Origin of the sequence: Actinoplanes teichomyceticus ATCC 31121 (assembly GCF_003711105.1) — a bacterium.
GTDB classification, from domain to species: Bacteria; Actinomycetota; Actinomycetes; order Mycobacteriales; family Micromonosporaceae; genus Actinoplanes; species Actinoplanes teichomyceticus.
The window spans coordinates 1,218,037-1,234,904 of record NZ_CP023865.1 but is presented as its reverse complement, the minus strand read 5'-3'; the positions used below and the strand labels follow the sequence as shown (position 1 = coordinate 1,234,904).

Sequence of the window (16,868 nt, the reverse complement as noted above, 5' to 3'; positions counted from 1 at the left end):
GATCGGGGGGTGTTGTCCGGTTAAACCCCCAGGACGCGGGGCGGTGTGCCGGCGAGGCCGGAAAAAGGCTCGGCCCCCGGGTGAACCCGGGGGCCGAGCGAAGAGATGCCGGTGTGCAGGTCGCCTCGCGGCGAGTGGCTCAACACGGCTCCAGCCGAACGGTATTCCGTGCAGGCGATGGGTGAGGCCCGGGGACACTGGGCACACCGGCATCCGTTCACAACCTTCGGTACCCCGTCGTGATTCCGGTAGTCCTTGTGAGCCGGCTAACATCGCGGAGTTTGTCCCGAGCCGGCTCGGGTACCCCTGGCGCCGTGACCGATGAACTCAACGCGGACGACTCCCGCCTGGCCGCCTTCCTGGACGAGGCCTACCGTGCCGAGGAGCGCCTGACCAGCGGCGACCTGCAGCGCCGCGCGATCGCCCAGGACCTTCCGGCGACCCTGATGACCCGGATCGACGCGCTGCCGGAGGGCGAGTACCTGCAGGACGAGGCCGCCGAGGCGCTGCAGGCCCCGGCGGCCTGAGCCTCAGTCGCCGCCCTCCGCCTTCCGTTTGGCGATGTCGTACGCCATCTGCAGGAAGTCCGAGACGGCGGTGGCGGTCAGCGCGGTCGCCGCCAGCCGGGTCAGCCGGGGCGCCAGCACCAGTCCCCCGGTCAGCCCGGTGGACACCCAGACCGCCAGGCAGAACGGGCAGGTGAGCAGTTCACCGAGCCCGTGCCGGACGGTGCTGCCCTCGTCACGAACCTCCTCGTTGAGCTCCGCGGCGCCGGCCGGCTCGGTGTAGCGGGTGAACGGCGCGCGCAGCGGGCTGGTCACCGCGTCCTTGGCGATCAGCCGGCTCAGCTTGTGGGTGGCGATGGAGACCAGCGCCACGTCGGCCAGCGCCGGGCGGTGCGGCGCCGGCCGGCCGGTGATCTTGGCGGCCGCCGCGAGCGCGGTGGCCAGCGCGCCGAAAGCGCCCATGGCCACCACGTACCCGTCCAGTGGCCGGTGCTCGTGCGGCGCGTAAGCCCGGGCCATCTCGGCGGCCCGGGCTTGCAGATTGGTCATCAGCTGGAGGATCCCTTCTCAGAATTCCTGGGTGAGGCGCTCGGGGTCCACCTCGCGCCCCGGATAGCGCGCCATGTACTCGGTCTCCAGCTCGGCGGTACGCCGGAAGTGGTTCTCCAGCGCGGCATCGGGGCCGTGCCGCAGGGTCTGCAACCGGGTCCGGTAGAGGCTGCCGAGTTCGCGGAAGAGGTCGTCGTCGGCCAGTCCCGCGGGGTCGATGCCGGTGCCGAAGTCCGCCACCGCGCCGTCCACTCTCTGCGCGTTCGTCATCCTTCGCCTCCGCTGCTGTCACGAATCGTCGTCTGCTGGCTTGCCCGAGCGGGCGACCACCAAACCCGCCGGTACGCTCGTGGTCATGAAAGGGCTGTGGACTCCGGCGTGGATCGCCCGGCACGTCCTCGCGCTGGTGCTGACCGCGGCCTGCCTCGGGCTCGGCTGGTGGCAGTACAGCCGGGCGACCGGCGGCAACTCGCTCAGTTGGGGTTACATGTTCGAGTGGCCGGTTTTCGCCGGCTTCGTGGTGTTCATCTGGTTCCGGGAGATCCAGCTGCACCGCCGCAGGTCCGCGCCCGCCACCGAGCCGGAGCCCGCCGTGGACCAGCCGGCCCCGCCGCGCGATCCCGGCGCGCCGGTCACCCTGGGCCGCCCGATCCGGGTGGCCGTACGGCCGGACCGCCCCGCCGAGCCGGACCCGGAGCTGGACGCCTACAACGACTACCTGGCGTGGCTGGCCGAGCACCCCGGCGCCCGGCCGGGCGACTACCCGGGCCGCACCGTCAGCAAGTGAGCCGCCGGCCGTCCGGGCCGTGTCGCCGAGAAGCCGCAACCAGCGGCGCGCAAGAACAGAAGGAGATCTACCGTGCAGGGCGCCCTCACCCGTTACCGGACCATCGCCTGGATCGTCGGCGTGCTCCTCGTCGTCCTCGTCCTGATCGGCATGCCGTTGAAGTACCTCGGCGACAACGCCACGCTGGTCGCGATGATCGGTCCGCTGCACGGCTTCCTCTACATGGTCTATCTGCTCTTCACGTTCGACCTGTCCCGCCGGGCGCGCTGGCCGTTCGGCCGGATGATCGTGGTGATGCTGGCCGGCACCATCCCGTTCTTCTCGTTCTGGGCCGAGCGCCGGGTGACCCGGCACTGGGTGCCGAATGGCGCCCCGCTCGAGCCGGCGCTCAACGATTAGTCCGCCGGGACGTGAAATAACGCTCAGCGCGGGCCGAATAACAGCCGGTTATCAGGATTAACCTCGCAAGACCGGCCATTGGCAGAAATCACTCGGCAAGGTCTTGATTTTGTTTTCTGCCCCGATAAGTTGATGCGGTTGGTTCGGTCCGCAGCCACAAACCCTCCGATGGCGCCGGCCAACGCCGCCGAATCACGGGCGTCGACCCCCGTCGCCGCCCGCGAACCGGGGAACCATCTCCCGGGGTGAATCCGCGTCGCAGCGGTAGGGCCTTCTTCCGAGCCCGAACCCGTCAGCTAACCCGGTAGGCGGCCAAAAGCGGAAGAAAGGCCCCTGACCAGTGCCACACCCCCGTACCAGGCTCCGGGCGCTGGTGGTCGCGCTGACCGCGCTGGCGATCACCACGACGGGAGCTGTCGCCGCACACGCGGCCCCGTCCGAGAGCGAACTGAAGAAGCGAATCGACCAGGCTTCGGAGAAACTCGAGGACGTCACCGAGACGTACAACAAGACGCGGCTCGACCTGAAGAAGACCAAGGCCGAAGCGGTCAAGCTCAGCGCCTCGCTGAAGCCGGCCCAGGAGGCGCTGACCAAGGCCAGCGCCAAGATGCAGACGATCGCCACGTCGCAGTACATCACCGGCCGGGTCGGGCCGATGACCGTGCTGCTCAGCGGCGACCAGAGCGGTCTCCTGCAGCGGATGAGCTACCTCGAGCAGATCACGCTCGCCAACCGGCAGGACATCGACACCTACACCGAGACCACCGAGACCTTCGCGCAGAGGCAGGCGGCTCTCAAGAACACCGAGAAGAAGCAGAACCTGCAGATCCAGGAACTGGCCGCGCAGAAGTCCAAGATCAAGAAGGATCTGCAGAAGCTGTACGACATGCGCGAGGACCTCTACGGCAGCGCCACCGAGGACACCGGCTCCTACACCGGCAAGATCCCGAAGGTCGCGGGCTCGGCCGGCAAGGCGGTCACCTTCGCGTTCAACCAGGTGGGCAAGCCGTACGGCTTCGGCGACGCCGGCCCGAACTCGTACGACTGCTCGGGTCTGACCATGGCGGCCTGGGCGGCGGCGGGCAGGTCGCTGCCGCACAACGCGGCCGCGCAGAAGGGCGCCGTGCGGATGTTCAGCGACAAGAGCCAGCTGCAGCCGGGTGACCTGGTGTTCTACCGCAACGGCGGGCACGTGGCGATCTACGTCGGGGACGGCATGATCATCGACGCCCCCTCGGCCGGCCGGGACGTGTTGCACCGGACGATGAACATCATGACCCCGGACAGCCCCGGTTTCGGCCGGGTGTCCTGACACCACGGGCATGACGAGGGCCGGCACCCCTGGCGGGGTGCCGGCCCTCGTGTCGTATCGGGTGACTGAGGTTCGTGTGTCGGTGGCTCAGGCGGCCTGCAGGCCCTCGGCCCGGGCCAGCTCACGCAGCCGGCCGAGCGCCTGGATCTCCAGCTGGCGGATCCGCTCCCGGCTGAGCGAGAAGCGCGAGGCCACCTCGGTCAGCGAGTGCTCCCGGCCGTCCTCCAGGCCGTACCGCGCGCGCATGATGCCGGCGGAGCGGTCGTCCAGGTGGTTGAGCAGACCCTCGATGCGCTGGCGCTCCAGCGCGCTCAGCACGATCTCCTCGGGCGACGGCGCGTCGCTGTCGGCGACCAGGTCACCGAGGTTGGTGTCGCCGTCGTCGCCGACCGGGGTGTCCAGCGACACGGTGTCCTGCGCCCAGCGGGTCAGCTCGTTGACCCGCTCCACGGTCACTCCCAGAGCCGCCGCGACCTGCTCCGGCTCCGGGTCGCCGCCGAGCTCACGGACGAGCTGGCGGGTCACGTTGCGCATCCGGTTGACGTCCTCGACCAGGTGCACGGGGAGACGAACGGTGCGCTCCTGCTGGGCGATGGCCCGGCTGATCGCCTGGCGCACCCACCAGGTGGCGTAGGTGGAGAACTTGTAGCCGCGCTCGTAGTCGAACTTCTCGACCGCGCGCACCAGGCCGGTGTTGCCCTCCTGGATCAGGTCCAGCATCGGCATACCGGAACGCACGTAGCGGCGGGCGATCGAGACGACCAGTCGGAGGTTCGCCCGGATGAACAGGTCCTTGGCCCGCTGGCCCTCGGTGACCAGGCGCTCCAGTTCCTCCCGGCTGACGCCGCGACGCTCCTCACCCTGCTCCAGAAGGTGCTCGGCGTAGAGTCCCGCCTCGATCGCCTTGGAGAGCTCGACCTCCCGCGCGGCGTCCAACAGCGGCGTCCGGGAGATTTCGTGCAGGTAGACTCCGACGAGGTCGCGCTCCTCGGCAACCTGGTCGGTACGCATCACGGTGTTCTTCTCCACGTTGCCCACGGTCCCCTCATTGCCGTCACTAACCCTGTTACGGGCATTACCTGCGTCCATCAGCCCTCTCCCGTAACGTCCGCAGCTCGTGCATTGCGGTTGCTGACATCTACACAACAAATGGCTGCCTGCGCTGATTCCGGCCGGCCGATCGAAAGTGTCACGAATGCCTGGGTCTTACCTGAGAGCCCAGTGCGCGGTAGCTGAGTCCCACCCTCCGGCGACCGCCTTGCGGATAGACGGATACCCCTCGCGCGCCACATGACACCATCGGCCTCTCATCGTCCACAGCGACGGGCATCACCTGGGCGCCGCGACGCTCGTCACCCTGGTTCTACGGGTTTTCCGCCCGTGGGGTTCACGTGCAGCATCGACCAGTCGACGCCAGGCCTGAATCAAACGTGGCCATCAAAAGTTCTCGACCACCCGGGCCGCCCCTGCCGAACGGGACCATCGGCCACAATGCGCCACGCCGCGCCACAGATCACTCGCCCGCACGGGTGACGCTCCCCGAAGCGGTGACGTTCCCCGCGCCGGCCTCGGGCATCCGGGGAAGTGAGCAAAAGCACACCCACGACCGTGTGGCCAGCTGCTCGGATGCTTCCATGACCAAGACTGCTCTCGTGACCGGCGGCACCGGCGGGCTGGGCGCCGCCACCGTCACGGCGTTCCTGAGCGCCGGGTGGCGCGTGGTGGCCCCGGCCCGGCCCGCTTCCGTGGACCGGGTGCCGGCCGGCGCCGTCGCCGTGCCCGCCGACCTGCTCGACCCGGCCGGCGCGGCCGCCGCCGCCGCGACCGCCGCCGCCGAGCCGCGGGCCCCGCTGAAGGCGGTGGTCAACCTGGTGGGCGGGTACACCGGAGGCGGGCTGATCGCCGACACCCCGGTCGAGGACTTCGAGGCGATGTTCACCGCCAACCTGCGGCCCACCTACCTGACCACCGCGGCGGCCCTGCCGCATCTGGTCGCGGCCGGTGGCGGGGCGGTGGTCTGTGTCTCGTCCCGGGCCGCGGTGGCGCCGTTCCCGGGCGCCGCCGGTTACGTCGCCGCGAAGGCCGCGGTGCTGGCGTTCGCCGACACGGTCGCGGCCGAGTACCGCAAGCAGCACGTGCGGTGCAACACGGTGCTGCCCGGCGTGATCGACACCCCGGCGAACCGCAGGGCGATGCCGGACGCCGACCACCGCCGCTGGGTCAGCCCGGCCGAGATCGCCGCCACCATCCTCTTCCTGGCCTCCGACGAGTCCTGCCCCACCACCGCCGCCCACATCCCCGTCTACGGCCAGTCCTGAAGCCCTCACCGCCGGCACCGTCCACAGCCCCCACCCGGAGTTCGCCGATGCGCCCCGTCACGGGTGGAACCGCGATTCGCCGCCGGTGCGAGACGTCCCGGCCTCCCACTCGCGGGGTGTGCGGGCGGCAGACCGGGACCCCTCGCACCGGTCACCGGGCGGATCGCCGCGCAGGGAGTCCGGCCGGCGGAGCCAGGCCAGCAGAGCCGCGTTCACCTCCTCGGGTGAGCCGTTCCCGTCGATCACCACGAAGTCCCGGAACTCCGGCAGGGACCGGTAGGCCCGATCGGCCGCTGTCAGGTACGCCAGCGACTCGTGGTCGGTGCCCCGGCGGTCGATCCGGTCCCGGGCCGTCGCCGGGTCGACGGCGAGCAGGAACGTCACGTCGGGACGGGGGAACAACCGGTAGGCCAGCCGGGCGCGGCGCTCCGCGGCGGGGCCGGCGCCGCGCGCCCGGAGGCTGGCGTACTGACAGGCGGCGTAGCGGTCCATCACGGCGATCTCCCGGCGGCAGGCGCGGCGCAGCAGCGTCCGGGCGATCGCCAGCCAGCGCAGCAGTGACTCGATCAGCAGCGTGCCGCGCCGGCCGAACAGGTCCTCGGCGTCGTGGCGGCCGAACCGGACGGCCAGCCGGCCGAACCAGGCGCGCCCGCCGGCGTTCTGCCGGTACACCGCCGGGAGGCCGGCCGCGGCCAGGTCCGCGGCGAGCAGCCGGGCCTGGGTGGTCTTGCCGGAGCCGTCGATGCCGACCAGGGCGATGGTGCGGGCGCCGGCCAGGCGGGCGGGAAAAGCGGTGACGGACATACCAACTGACGGTAGCCGGGGGCCGCACGCTGCGTTCCCCGTCGCCAGCGGGCGAATCGGAACACAATGATCGCCAGGGGTTCAGGGAGGGCCACCCGGGGTAGTCGTCACGAACCGGACACGGAACAGGAGGTCACCATGCCGCACCGCGTCGACGAGGGGTTGGCCGGCACGTTGAAGCGTGTCGCCGCGACCCTGAAGACCGCGGATATCCCCTTCGCGCTGGGCGGGAGTTTCGCCGTGTACGCCCACGGCGGTCACTCCAGCGATCACGACGTGGACTTTCTGATCCGCGAGCAGGACAAGGACAAGGCTCTGCACGAGCTGGCCGCGGTGGGTTTCGAGACGGAGGAGCCGCCGGAGGACTGGCTGGTCAAGGTGTTCGAGGAGGGCCGGATGGTGGATCTGATCTACCGCCCGGTCGAGACGCCGGTCACCGACGAGACGCTCGCCGACACCGAACGGATCTCGGTCGAGGCCATCTACATGCCCGTGCTGTCGGCCACCCAGCTCATGATCCACAAGCTGCTCAGTTACAGCCAGCACCACTGCGACTTCGCGCAGGGACTGCCGGTGGCCCGTTCGCTGCGGGAGCAGATCGACTGGGACCGGGTGTGGCGGGAGACCGCGAAGTCCCCGTACGCCGAAGCCTTCCTCGTCCTGCTGGACCGACTCGACGTCGTGCCGTTTCCGTCTGAGGAGGGTAGGGGCCAGAAATGACCAAACAGATCGATCTGGAGGCTGAGATCCAACGGCTGCTGGCCGAGGATGACCGGATCGCCGAGCAGGGCGTGAACGTGCAGCGCCGGGAGAGCGTGCTGGTCCTCACCGGCGAGGTGGAGAGCGCGCAGCGCCGGGACGAGATCTGCCGGCAGATCCACGCACACTACCCGGATCTGGAGATCGCCTGCGACATCGGCATCACCCGGATCCAGGCGCCGGACGAGGTGGAGGAGATTTCATGATTCGGATCGCCGCCGTGGGCGACGTCCACGTGGACAAGGACGTGGTGGGCCGGTACCGTCCGGCCCTCGAGGAACTCCCCGACCGGGCGGACGTGCTGCTGATCGCCGGTGACCTGACCCGGCACGGCACGGTGTCCGAGGCCGAGTGCTTCGCCACCGAGTTCGGCGGCCTGGCCGTCCCGGTGGTGACGGTGCTCGGCAACCACGATCATCAGAGCGATCAGCAGGACGAGGTCACCAAGGTGCTCACCGACGCCGGGATCACCGTGCTGGAGGGCGAGGCGACCGTCCTGGAACTGAACGGACATCGCCTCGGGGTGGCCGGCACCAAGGGCTTCGGCGGCGGCTTCGCCGGCGCCTGCGCCAGCAACTTCGGCGAGCGCGAGATGAAGGACTTCGTCGGCACCACGGAGCGGTACGCCACCGTGCTGCGCGACGCGCTGCTGTCGGTGGAGTGCGACGCCCTGGTCGCGCTGACCCACTACGCGCCGGTCCCGGAGACGCTGGCCGGCGAGCCGCTGGAGATCTACGCCTTCCTCGGCTGCTACCAGCTCGGGCACGCGATCGACGCGGCGCCGACCGCGCTGGCCCTGCACGGGCACGCGCACCACGGTTCGGAGCGCGGCCGGACGCCGGGCGGGGTGCCGGTACGCAACGTCGCGCACCCGGTGATCAAACAGGCGTACAACGTGTACCAACTGCTGTCCGACACTGTGGACACCAGGCACGACACCCTGGTGAGCGCCTGATTCCCCGGCAGGTTTTCGATTTCCGGACATCGGGTATCGCACCGGCATGGACCTACTGCTCTGGATTCTCGCCGTAATCCTCGTGGTCGCCGGCATCCTCGCGCTGTTCCGGCGGCAGATCCTCTGGGGCGTCGTGCTGATCATCGTCGGCCTGCTGGTCGGTCCCGGCGGCGTCAGCATCTTCACCTGATCCCCCATCCCCCGCATCCCATCCACGTCGGTACCCGCCCCGGGACCGCCCCGTGTCCTCCGACGCGGCGCGGTCCCGGTTCTCTTTGGTGCACCGACGCACACGAGGTGCGATGAACAACAGCTGAAATCTGACTCAATCCCCCGCGGACGATCGCCGACTCTTCGCGAGGTAAGCCAGTGGCTGCTCATGTTCACCACTTCACCTACGGCGCTTTCAATCCGATGGCGGCGACCCTGCTGGCGTACCTCGGATCCTTTCTCGGTCTGCTCTGCACCGGGCGCGCCCGGGAGGCGCACAGCCGCAGCCGGCGCAACCGGTGGCTGGTGATCGCGGCGTTCGCGATCGGCGGTGGCGGCATCTGGCTCATGCACTTCTCCGCGATGCTCGGCTTCGAGGTGCCGGACAGCCCGGTCCGTTACGACCTGCCGACCACCCTGCTGAGCCTGACCTTCTCGGTGGTCACCGTCGGCATCGGATTGGTGGTGGTCGGGCACGGCGGGCGCAGCCCGGGCAAGACGGTGGCGGCCGGGGTGCTGACCGGTGGCGGGGTGCTGGCCATGCACTACACCGGGATGGAGGGGATGCGGCTGGCCGCGGTGGTCCGCTACGACCCGCTGCTGGTCGCCGCGTCGGCCCTGATCGCGCTGGTGGCGTGCACGGCCGCGCTCTGGTTCGCGGTCTCGGTGCGGGGCCTGCGGCGGGTGGCCGCCGCCGCCGCGGTGATGGCGGTCGCGGTCTGCGGCATGCACTACACCGGGATGGCCGCGATGTCGGTGGAGCTGGACCCGTCGGTGCCGCCCACCGGCGCCGGGGTCCGGCCGCTCAGCATGATCCTGCCGATCACCGTGCTGACCGCGGTGGTCATCGTCGGGGTGGCGCTGAGCGCGCTGCAGGCGATGACCGAGGAGGAGTTCACCGACGGGGCCGGCACGCCCCGGCGCGGCGTGCACGCCGAGCCGCCGCAGCCGTGGACCTTACGGCAGACCCCGCTCGGCGCGATCCGCCTCTCCCCCGCCGCCCGTGCGGTGGCGGCCGGCGGGGCCGCAGGTTCGGCCCGCCCGTCGCCGGGCCCGCGGTCCTCGCCGCGCCCGCCGGCGTCCGGCCCGCCCGCGCCCGCCGTGCCGGTGAGCACGCGGGCGCCATCGGCGCCCGAGGCCCCGCCGACGGCGTTCACCGAACCGGGTGGTCCGGCGGTGGACCCGGTGGGTCCGGCCACATCCGGCACATGAGCGGTCCCCGTACCGGCGCATGATCCGGTATATCTGGTCCGCATGGCACCAAGGATGCTGCTCTCGATGCCACTGCACGCGATCACCGAGGTGTACGGCGAAGCCGGCCTCCGGCAACGGTTCGGATTGGAGCTGGAGAGCTTCCCGCAGGCGGAACGGGAGCGGTTGGGCGCGGCGCTGGACCTGGCCAGCACCCTGCACGCGGCCGATCGGCGGGTCCGCGAGCCGTACCTCAACCACCTGCTCCGGGTCGCCATCCGGATCATCCGGTACTACCAGGTGCGGGACGTCGACGTGTTGGTCGCGGCGCTGCTGCACGACGCGGTGGAGGACCATCCGGCGGAGCTGGCCGGGCTGGCGCCGGACACGTCGTACGAGAAGGCCACCGAGGCGGCGCTGAACGTCCTCGCGGACCGGTTCAACCCGCGGGTCGCCGCCCTGGTCCGGTCGGTCACCAATCCGGCGTACGACCCGCGGCGGGACCGGCACGAGCAGTACCGCCAGCACGTCGCGGAGAGCCTGGACCGGGATCCGTGGGCCCGGGTCATCAAGATCTCCGACTTCACCGACAACGGGGTCGGGGTGATCCACACCCCGCTGGAGCGGGCGCACCGCTCGGCGACCAAGTACCGCCCGCTGGTGCCGAAGCTGCGCGAGCTGATCGGGCGGCCGGACACCCCGCTCTCCACCCAGGCCAAGGAGCACATCCTGGACCAGCTGGACCTGGCCGAGGAGCGATTCGCCGCCATCCTCGACGACTGAGGAGGGCATCCGCCTACGCTGGGCGTCATGCCCTCCACTGACGCCTGGTGGCGCGACGCCGTCATCTACCAGATCTACCCACGCTCGTTCGCCGACGGCAACGGCGACGGCATGGGCGATCTGCCCGGCATCACCGCGCGCCTGCCCCGCCTCCGGGAGCTCGGCGTGGACGCCGTCTGGCTCTCCCCGTTCTACGTCAGCCCGCAGCACGACGCCGGGTACGACGTCGCCGACTACCGCGACGTCGACCCGCGCTTCGGCACCCTCGGCGACGCCGACAAGCTGATCGCCACCGCGCACGACCTGGGCCTGAAGATCATCGTGGATCTGGTGCCCAACCACACCTCCAGCGAGCACGCCTGGTTCCGGGCCGCCCTCGCCGCCCCGCCCGGCAGCCCCGAACGGGAGCGGTACATCTTCCGCGAGGGCCGGGGCCCGGACGGCGCGGAGCCGCCCAACTCCTGGCAGAGCGTCTTCGGCGGGTCCGCCTGGCAGCGCCTCGACGACGGGCAGTGGTACCTGCACCTGTTCGACGTCTCCCAGCCCGACCTCAACTGGGACCACCCGGAGGTCCGCGCGGAGTTCCTCGACATCCTGCGGTTCTGGCTGGACCGCGGGGTGGACGGCTTCCGGGTGGACGTGGCGCACGGCCTGATCAAGGACGCCGACCTGACCGACTGGACGCAGCCGGCCGTGGTGCTCGGCGGCCTGGAGCCGGCCGGTCCGCCGCCGCCGATGTGGGACCAGGAGGGCGTGCACGACATCTACCGGCAGTGGCGGGCGGTGCTGGACGGCTACCCGGGCGGCCGGATCCTGGTCGCCGAGGCCTGGGTGCAGCCCGAGGACCGGCTGGCCCGCTACGTCCGGCCGGACGAGATGCACCAGGCGTTCAACTTCCCGTACCTGGAGGCGCCGTGGTCGCCGGCGCAGCTGCGCGAGGTGATCGACTCCTCGCTGGCGGCCACTGGAGCGGTCGGCGCGACCACCACCTGGGTGCTGTCCAACCACGATGTGGTGCGGCACGCGTCCCGGCTCGGCTATCCGGTCACCGAGGGCCGCAAGCCGGGGATCGGGGCCGACGACCCGCAGCCGGACACCGGGCTGGGGCTGCGCCGGGCGCGGGCGGCCATCCTGCTGATGCTGGGCCTGCCCGGGTCGGCCTACCTCTACCAGGGTGAGGAGCTGGGGCTGCCGGAGCACACCACGCTGGCCGACGAGTTCCGGCAGGATCCGGCCTGGGAGCGGTCCGGGCACGCCGAACGCGGCCGGGACGGCTGCCGGGTGCCGATCCCGTGGGAGGCGGACGCCCCGTCGTACGGGTTCGGCCCGGCCGACCGCAGCTGGCTGCCGCAGCCGGCAACCTGGGCGGAGTACGCCCTGGACCGTCAGGTGGACGTGGCCGGCTCGACGTACGAGCTGTACCGGTCGGCGTTGCGGCTGCGCCGCGAGCACGCTCTCGGCGACGGGAGCCTGGCGTGGGAGGGCGGCGGCGCCGACGTGCTGGCGTTCCGCAACGGTGGGATCCTGGTGCTGACCAACTTCGGCGCCGAGCCGGTCGCGCTGCCGTCAGGCGTCCGGGTCCTGCTCAGCAGTGAGCCGCTCGACGTCGACGGCCGGGTCCCCACCGACGTCACCGTGTGGGCGCTTGCCTGACGCGGTGGCCAGCAGGGCGGCGTGGGTGGCGGCCATGTCCGCCGCGACCGTCCTGCTGGCCAGCCAGTACATGATCCCGGTGGGGATGAAGAAGAGCTGGAACGCGGCCAGCCCGACCGCGTAGTTCAGCGGCGGCGGGAAGGCCCCGGACAGCCGTTGGAAGGCCACCCCGACCAGGGCGTTGCCGCCGGCCCGGCCGGCGCCGTTGACCAGGTTGCCCAGGCTGTAGACGGTGCCCCGGTGCTCGGGCGGGTTCACGTCGGCGATCATGGCGAACCAGTTCGGCGAGTTGGCCGAGGTCAGCATCAGCGCGAAGACCGCGGTGGCCAGGCAGGCGGCGACGGTCGGCTCGGTCACCACGTTGTCCAGCACGCCACGGATCACCGCGCCGGTGCCCGCGCCGTCCGGCACGGTGATCCGCATCGGGACGAAGAACAACACCACGTAGAACGGCACGGCGGCGAGCACGCCGATCGCCGCGACCAGGGCACGGCCCCGGGGCGTACGGCGTTGCAGCCGGTCCCCGGCCAGCCCGCCGAGGATCGACAGCGCCGCGCCGAGCTGGAAGACGGTCGCGAACACGCTGCCGACCAGCACCGCGGTCGGCGTCGAGTACCCCTGGTCCTCGGCCCGGGCGCGGAACAGCACCGGCAGCCAGACCAGCGAGCCGAAGGCGATCTGCGCGGTGCCGCCCTGCAGGATCAGCCAGACGTTGGTGCGCCGGCCGAGGATGACCGGCAGGTGGTCGTGGTGGATACGCTCGTCGTAGTCGACCCCGGCCAGCTCGGGCTGGCTGTCGCCGCGCGGCACGTTGTAGGTGAACAGGTAGGCCAGCGTGGCGGCGAGCCCGGCGACCGCGGTGACCAGGAACGGCCGGCGCCAGTCGGTGTGCCCGAGGATCCCGCCGGTCAGGGTGCCGGCCAGCGTGCCGACGCCCTGCGACAGGCCCCAGAAACTCATCACCAGGCCCCGGCGGCGCGGCGAGATCAGGTCGCTGACCACCGAGAAGCTCACCGAGGCGACCGCGCCCAGGCCGACCGCGGCGAGCACCTGGGCGCCGAGGAACCAGCCGTAGCCGCCGGCCAGCCCGGACCATGCGGTGCCGGCGACCCAGATCACCGTGCCCAGGATCAGCACCGGTTTGCGATCGGTGCGGTCACCGGCGTACGCCCAGCCGATCGCGGCGACCGCGCTGATGCCGAACATGATCGTGGTGGCCAGGGCGATGTGCCCCTCGCCCACGCCGAAGTCGCCGGCGATGCTGCCGTACAGCGGCGGCACGATGCCGATCGCCACGTTGTCCAGGGAGGCCAGGAGCACGAAGACCACGACGCTGTAGCCGCGGTGCGTGGCCCCGCCCCTGCTCATCACGGGAGAAGGCTAGCCGCCGCGCCGTGCTGCGCCGCCGCCGGTCGGCGACCACGCATTCCGCCCGGCGATGACGTGAGTGCCGAGGACGACCACGCTTCGCTGGTCGTTCTCGGCACTCCGGGTCATCGCCGGGCGCAGCGCGGCCGGTCAGCTCAGCCGATGTCGGCCTGCGGACCGGCGTACTTCTTCAGCAGCGCGGGCACGTCCGCGGCGGCGTCCAGCGTGTACGGGTAGTAGCTGGACGGATTGAACGCGGAGCCGTTGGTGACCTGCCTGCCGGACGAGTTCACCACGATGCTGCCGGACTGCCTGAGCTGACCCTTCGCGGGGTCGTCGACGTTGTACGGGTTCGCCACGTGGTCGAAGTAGCTGTTCTCCAGCACCAGCTTCGTCGAGCCCCGCGACAGGTTGCCGTACGACGTGATGTTCTGCATGTAGTTGTTGTAGAGGTGGGCCAGCGCCACGTTGTCCACGCTCGGGTTGCGCTGGTTGGTGTCGTGGATCCAGTTGTGGTGGATGGTCATCCGCGCGGTCACGTTGTCGGTCCAGCCGATGCCGAACGCCTTGTTCTGGTTCGCCAGGATGTTCCACGACACGGTCAGGTACGAGGTGTCCTTGCGGCTGTCGATCAGGCCGTCGTTCATGCTGGTGATGGTGTTGTGGTCGATCCAGACGTGGTCGGCGGTGTCCATCTGGATGCCGTCGTGGTCGTAGACCTTGTCGTCCGGGTCGTCCTCGGTCATCGCCGCGTCCCGGATGGTCAGGTTCCGGATGATCACGTTGCGCACCCCGGCGCCGAGGAAGAAGCCGCCGCCGACGATGTGGCCGCTGGTGCCGACCCCGACGATGGTCTTGTTCGACTTCACCTTCAGCTCGGTGCCCTTCGGGATGACCGTGATCGCCGAGGCCACCTTGATCACGTACGGTTCGGTGGCCGTGACGTACTTCGTCAGGTCGGCCAGGGTCGTGACGGTGACCGTCGGGCCGGCCGCGCCGCCGGTCGTCCCGCCGCCGGTGGAGGCGAAGCCGTCCGCGGTGTTCGACCAGGTGCGGCCGCCGGCGGTCGGGCCGTCCGTCGCGGTGGCGGTGGTGACCGGGTTGAACGTCCACTGCTTGTGGGAGTTGGCGGTGCAGGTCTCCTGGATGATCGACGCGCCGGAGGCGGTCGACGCGCCCTGGTCCGAGATGCACAGGCCGTTGCCGGCGTTGACGATCTGGTAGGTGCCGGCGCCGCCGGCGGTCAGCTTCCACTGCTGGTTGGCCTGCCCGCTCGCGCAACCCCACTGCTGCAGCCGCGTGCCGGAGGCGGTCGAGGCGCCCGGCACGTCGATGCACCTGCCGCTGTTCACGTTCCGGATCAGGTAGTTCGACCCGGCCGCGACCAGCGTGAACTGCTGCCACGCCGCGCCGGACGTGCAACCCCACTGCTGCAGCAGCGCGCCGTTGTCCTTCGACGCCGACGGCACGTCGATGCACTTGCCGCTCTTCGTCACCGTCAACGTGTACGTGCCGCCCGCGGCCGGGACGGTCGCCGCGTCCGACGGCAGCACCGCCCACCCGATGATCGCCGCCGGGACGGCGAGGACGACGGCCGTCAGCGCGGCCCGCTTCGTCGAGATTGTCATGATCAACCCACCGGGTTCCAGTTGTCCGAGCCCGCCAGGTACCTCTGCGGGGTGTAGTTGGCGGCCTGCGCGTCACTGAGCTGCGGCCGGTTGCTGTTGGCGGTCGCGCCCGGGCCGGTGTTGCGGTACTCCAGGAACCGGGCGTTCTTCCAGGAGTTGCCCGACATGTCGGTCCACGGCTGGGCGGTCCTCATGGTGGCGCTGAGGCTGCTCTCGCGGAACAGCACCTGCGCGGTCGGGCCCCACGGGCGGCCCAGCTGGGTGGTGTTGTTGGTGGCGCCGGTGATCGTGCACCTGTGGAAGAGGAAGCCGTACGGGTTGGCCGGGTCCGTGCGGGCCGCGGTGATCGGGCCGCCGGTGGTCCGCTTCTCGTAGATCTTCGTCGCGGTGAAGACCGCGGTGCCGCTGCCGAAGATGAAGTCGACGGTGCCCTCGACGTACGAGTTGCGCACGTAGGTCCGGCCGCTGTTGATCAGCAGGGTGTCCTGGTCGCCGAGCACCCGGACGTTGTCCAGCTGCGCCCGGTCGCCGTCGATCTTCAGGGCCACGGCCTGGTCGCCGTCGGCGTACGTGTCCTCGTCGTAGTCGTTGGCGAACGTGAGGTTGCTCGCGACGAAGTCCTTGCCGGCGACCGCCACGCTCGCGCTGCCCGAGGTTCCGCTGGTGTGCGCGGAGTTGTTGTAGACGATCACCACGTCGGACGCCGCGCTGCCACCGCCCTCGAGCGTGATGTACGGCTTGTTGGCCGGCACCGTGACGACCTCACGGTAGGTCCCGGGCTTGATCGTGATGGTGACCCGGCCGGTGTTGTTCGCCGGCACCGCGTTGATCGCCGCCTGCACCGTCTTGTACCTACCGGTCCCGTCGGACGCCACGGTGTACGAGCCGGCGGTCGCGGTCGGGGTCGCGGTGGAACCGACCGGGTTGAACGCCCACTGCTTGTTGCTGTTGGCGGTGCACGTCTCCTGGATGATCGCCGCGCCCGAGGCGGTCGACGCCGCCTGGTCGGACAGGCACAGTCCGGTACCGACATTGACGATCTGGTACGTACCCGTCCCGCTCGCCGTCAGCTTCCACTGCTGGTTGCTCTGCCCGCTCGCGCAACCCCACTGCTGCACCCGCGTGCCCGACACCGTCGAAGCGCCCGGCACGTCGACGCACCTGCCGCTGTTCACGTTCCGGATCAGGTACGCCGACCCGGCCGCCACCAGCGTGAACCGCTGCCACGCCGCGCCCGACGTGCAACCCCACTGCTGCAACAGCGCGCCGTTGTCCTTCGACGCCGACGGCACGTCCAGGCACATGCCGCTCTTCTTCACCGCCAGCGTGTACGTGCTGCCGGCCACCGGCGCCACGGCCGCGTCCGACGGCAGCACCGCCCAGCCGATCAGGCCGGCCGGCACGGCGACGGCGGCCGCCGCGCCGAACAGTTTCCGCTTGCGAGATCTTCCCTCTGGCACTGCGGTCCTTCCTACGCACGGGGATCGGCCGAGGGGGTGTCGGCCGGGCCGCCCGCGATCGAGGACCGATCGAGGCTGCCGGTACGTAGATGCCGCCGTGGGGGCGTGACAACAGGTTCTGGCGAAAAAGGTTCCGGCCGGTTCGCCGCGGTGTCTCGGGGGGCCTCGAGACACCGCGGGAACCGG

19 protein-coding genes and 1 riboswitch are annotated in these 16,868 nt (G+C 70.7%); of the genes, 12 read left to right on the top strand and 7 right to left on the bottom strand.

The features are described 5' to 3' along the window. The first annotated feature begins 314 nt into the window (after positions 1-314). On the top strand, positions 315-527 hold the full coding sequence (locus tag ACTEI_RS05600) for a hypothetical protein (protein ID WP_122976670.1): 213 nt from the start codon (positions 315-317) through the stop codon (positions 525-527). A gap of 3 nt (positions 528-530) precedes the next feature. On the opposite strand, the gene ACTEI_RS05595 is transcribed toward ACTEI_RS05600, so the two are convergent. Beyond that, positions 531-1,055 (bottom strand): DUF1360 domain-containing protein, encoded by a 525-nt coding sequence (locus ACTEI_RS05595; RefSeq protein WP_122976669.1) that lies wholly within the window; start codon positions 1,053-1,055, stop codon positions 531-533. Positions 1,056-1,073: 18 nt separating this feature from the next. Continuing rightward, complete coding sequence (locus tag ACTEI_RS05590) at positions 1,074-1,325, bottom strand: DUF6158 family protein (protein WP_122976668.1); 252 nt, start codon at positions 1,323-1,325, stop codon at positions 1,074-1,076. A gap of 85 nt (positions 1,326-1,410) precedes the next feature. On the opposite strand from ACTEI_RS05590, the gene ACTEI_RS05585 reads away from it, so the two are divergent. The 3 genes from ACTEI_RS05585 to ACTEI_RS05575 all read left to right on the top strand — a co-directional run bounded on the left by ACTEI_RS05585 (position 1,411) and on the right by ACTEI_RS05575 (position 3,553). Then, positions 1,411-1,842, top strand: coding sequence for a hypothetical protein (locus tag ACTEI_RS05585; RefSeq protein ID WP_122981929.1), 432 nt, complete (start codon positions 1,411-1,413; stop codon positions 1,840-1,842). A 72-nt stretch (positions 1,843-1,914) separates the two neighbouring features. Further along, positions 1,915-2,241: a DUF3817 domain-containing protein gene (locus ACTEI_RS05580; protein ID WP_122976667.1), complete on the top strand. Its 327-nt coding sequence runs from the start codon at positions 1,915-1,917 to the stop codon at positions 2,239-2,241. A 175-nt stretch (positions 2,242-2,416) separates the two neighbouring features. Beyond that, positions 2,417-2,567, top strand: a riboswitch (cyclic di-AMP (ydaO/yuaA leader). A gap of 14 nt (positions 2,568-2,581) precedes the next feature. Then, positions 2,582-3,553: a C40 family peptidase gene (locus ACTEI_RS05575; protein WP_239082572.1), complete on the top strand. Its 972-nt coding sequence runs from the start codon at positions 2,582-2,584 to the stop codon at positions 3,551-3,553. Between the two features lie 87 nt (positions 3,554-3,640). On the opposite strand, the gene ACTEI_RS05570 is transcribed toward ACTEI_RS05575, so the two are convergent. Next, positions 3,641-4,642: a sigma-70 family RNA polymerase sigma factor gene (locus ACTEI_RS05570; RefSeq protein WP_122976665.1), complete on the bottom strand. Its 1,002-nt coding sequence runs from the start codon at positions 4,640-4,642 to the stop codon at positions 3,641-3,643. 545 nt (positions 4,643-5,187) lie between these two features. Between ACTEI_RS05570 and ACTEI_RS05565 the strand changes: the two genes are divergently transcribed. After that, the gene (locus ACTEI_RS05565) at positions 5,188-5,871 is read left to right on the top strand and encodes an SDR family NAD(P)-dependent oxidoreductase (RefSeq protein WP_122976664.1); all 684 of its coding nucleotides are present in this window, start codon (positions 5,188-5,190) and stop codon (positions 5,869-5,871) included. A gap of 57 nt (positions 5,872-5,928) precedes the next feature. Here the strand turns inward: ACTEI_RS05565 and ACTEI_RS05560 are convergent, their stop codons facing one another. After that, a complete protein-coding gene (locus tag ACTEI_RS05560) occupies positions 5,929-6,675 on the bottom strand; it encodes a dTMP kinase (RefSeq protein WP_122976663.1) in 747 nt (248 codons plus the stop codon). Positions 6,676-6,813: 138 nt separating this feature from the next. Between ACTEI_RS05560 and ACTEI_RS05555 the strand changes: the two genes are divergently transcribed. The 7 genes from ACTEI_RS05555 to ACTEI_RS05530 all read left to right on the top strand — a co-directional run bounded on the left by ACTEI_RS05555 (position 6,814) and on the right by ACTEI_RS05530 (position 12,226). Next, the gene (locus ACTEI_RS05555) at positions 6,814-7,395 is read left to right on the top strand and encodes a nucleotidyltransferase (RefSeq protein WP_122976662.1); all 582 of its coding nucleotides are present in this window, start codon (positions 6,814-6,816) and stop codon (positions 7,393-7,395) included. Beyond that, on the top strand, positions 7,392-7,640 hold the full coding sequence (locus ACTEI_RS05550) for a hypothetical protein (protein WP_122976661.1): 249 nt from the start codon (positions 7,392-7,394) through the stop codon (positions 7,638-7,640). The genes ACTEI_RS05555 and ACTEI_RS05550 overlap by 4 nt, the downstream gene beginning before the upstream one ends. Then, positions 7,637-8,389 carry a metallophosphoesterase family protein gene (locus ACTEI_RS05545; protein ID WP_122976660.1) on the top strand — a complete coding sequence of 251 codons (753 nt, stop codon included), beginning with the start codon at positions 7,637-7,639 and terminating at the stop codon, positions 8,387-8,389. Before ACTEI_RS05550 ends, ACTEI_RS05545 begins: the two co-directional genes overlap by 4 nt. A 46-nt stretch (positions 8,390-8,435) precedes the next feature. Then, positions 8,436-8,579 carry a GPGG-motif small membrane protein gene (locus ACTEI_RS36765; RefSeq protein ID WP_014688232.1) on the top strand — a complete coding sequence of 48 codons (144 nt, stop codon included), beginning with the start codon at positions 8,436-8,438 and terminating at the stop codon, positions 8,577-8,579. Between the two features lie 179 nt (positions 8,580-8,758). Next, positions 8,759-9,811 carry an MHYT domain-containing protein gene (locus ACTEI_RS05540; protein ID WP_244940668.1) on the top strand — a complete coding sequence of 351 codons (1,053 nt, stop codon included), beginning with the start codon at positions 8,759-8,761 and terminating at the stop codon, positions 9,809-9,811. Between the two features lie 66 nt (positions 9,812-9,877). Beyond that, a complete protein-coding gene (locus ACTEI_RS05535; protein WP_244940667.1) occupies positions 9,878-10,573 on the top strand; it encodes an HD domain-containing protein in 696 nt (231 codons plus the stop codon). 27 nt (positions 10,574-10,600) lie between these two features. Next, the gene (locus tag ACTEI_RS05530) at positions 10,601-12,226 is read left to right on the top strand and encodes a glycoside hydrolase family 13 protein (RefSeq protein ID WP_122976657.1); all 1,626 of its coding nucleotides are present in this window, start codon (positions 10,601-10,603) and stop codon (positions 12,224-12,226) included. Here the strand turns inward: ACTEI_RS05530 and ACTEI_RS05525 are convergent. The 3 genes from ACTEI_RS05525 to ACTEI_RS05515 form a co-directional block, all read right to left on the bottom strand. Next, positions 12,140-13,594: an MFS transporter gene (locus ACTEI_RS05525; RefSeq protein WP_122976656.1), complete on the bottom strand. Its 1,455-nt coding sequence runs from the start codon at positions 13,592-13,594 to the stop codon at positions 12,140-12,142. The genes ACTEI_RS05530 and ACTEI_RS05525 overlap by 87 nt on opposite strands. Positions 13,595-13,749: 155 nt before the next feature. Continuing rightward, positions 13,750-15,222: an RICIN domain-containing protein gene (locus ACTEI_RS05520; RefSeq protein ID WP_122976655.1), complete on the bottom strand. Its 1,473-nt coding sequence runs from the start codon at positions 15,220-15,222 to the stop codon at positions 13,750-13,752. A 2-nt stretch (positions 15,223-15,224) separates the two neighbouring features. Continuing rightward, complete coding sequence (locus tag ACTEI_RS05515; protein ID WP_122976654.1) at positions 15,225-16,682, bottom strand: pectinesterase family protein; 1,458 nt, start codon at positions 16,680-16,682, stop codon at positions 15,225-15,227. Between the last annotated feature and the right edge of the window lie 186 nt (positions 16,683-16,868).

Excerpts from the sequence above, each read along its gene's own strand:
- ACTEI_RS05595 (WP_122976669.1), bottom strand. The coding sequence starts at position 1,055 with ATGACCAATCTGCAAGCCCGGGCCGCCGAGATGGCCCGGGCTTACGCG.
- ACTEI_RS05590 (WP_122976668.1), bottom strand. The coding sequence starts at position 1,325 with ATGACGAACGCGCAGAGAGTGGACGGCGCGGTGGCGGACTTCGGCACC.
- ACTEI_RS05585 (WP_122981929.1), top strand. The coding sequence starts at position 1,411 with ATGAAAGGGCTGTGGACTCCGGCGTGGATCGCCCGGCACGTCCTCGCG.
- ACTEI_RS05570 (WP_122976665.1), bottom strand. The coding sequence starts at position 4,642 with ATGGACGCAGGTAATGCCCGTAACAGGGTTAGTGACGGCAATGAGGGG.
- ACTEI_RS05565 (WP_122976664.1), top strand. The coding sequence starts at position 5,188 with ATGACCAAGACTGCTCTCGTGACCGGCGGCACCGGCGGGCTGGGCGCC.
- ACTEI_RS05560 (WP_122976663.1), bottom strand. The coding sequence starts at position 6,675 with ATGTCCGTCACCGCTTTTCCCGCCCGCCTGGCCGGCGCCCGCACCATC.
- ACTEI_RS05555 (WP_122976662.1), top strand. The coding sequence starts at position 6,814 with ATGCCGCACCGCGTCGACGAGGGGTTGGCCGGCACGTTGAAGCGTGTC.
- ACTEI_RS05550 (WP_122976661.1), top strand. The coding sequence starts at position 7,392 with ATGACCAAACAGATCGATCTGGAGGCTGAGATCCAACGGCTGCTGGCC.
- ACTEI_RS05545 (WP_122976660.1), top strand. The coding sequence starts at position 7,637 with ATGATTCGGATCGCCGCCGTGGGCGACGTCCACGTGGACAAGGACGTG.
- ACTEI_RS36765 (WP_014688232.1), top strand. The coding sequence starts at position 8,436 with ATGGACCTACTGCTCTGGATTCTCGCCGTAATCCTCGTGGTCGCCGGC.
- ACTEI_RS05535 (WP_244940667.1), top strand. The coding sequence starts at position 9,878 with ATGCCACTGCACGCGATCACCGAGGTGTACGGCGAAGCCGGCCTCCGG.
- ACTEI_RS05530 (WP_122976657.1), top strand. The coding sequence starts at position 10,601 with ATGCCCTCCACTGACGCCTGGTGGCGCGACGCCGTCATCTACCAGATC.
- ACTEI_RS05525 (WP_122976656.1), bottom strand. The coding sequence starts at position 13,594 with ATGAGCAGGGGCGGGGCCACGCACCGCGGCTACAGCGTCGTGGTCTTC.
- ACTEI_RS05520 (WP_122976655.1), bottom strand. The coding sequence starts at position 15,222 with ATGACAATCTCGACGAAGCGGGCCGCGCTGACGGCCGTCGTCCTCGCC.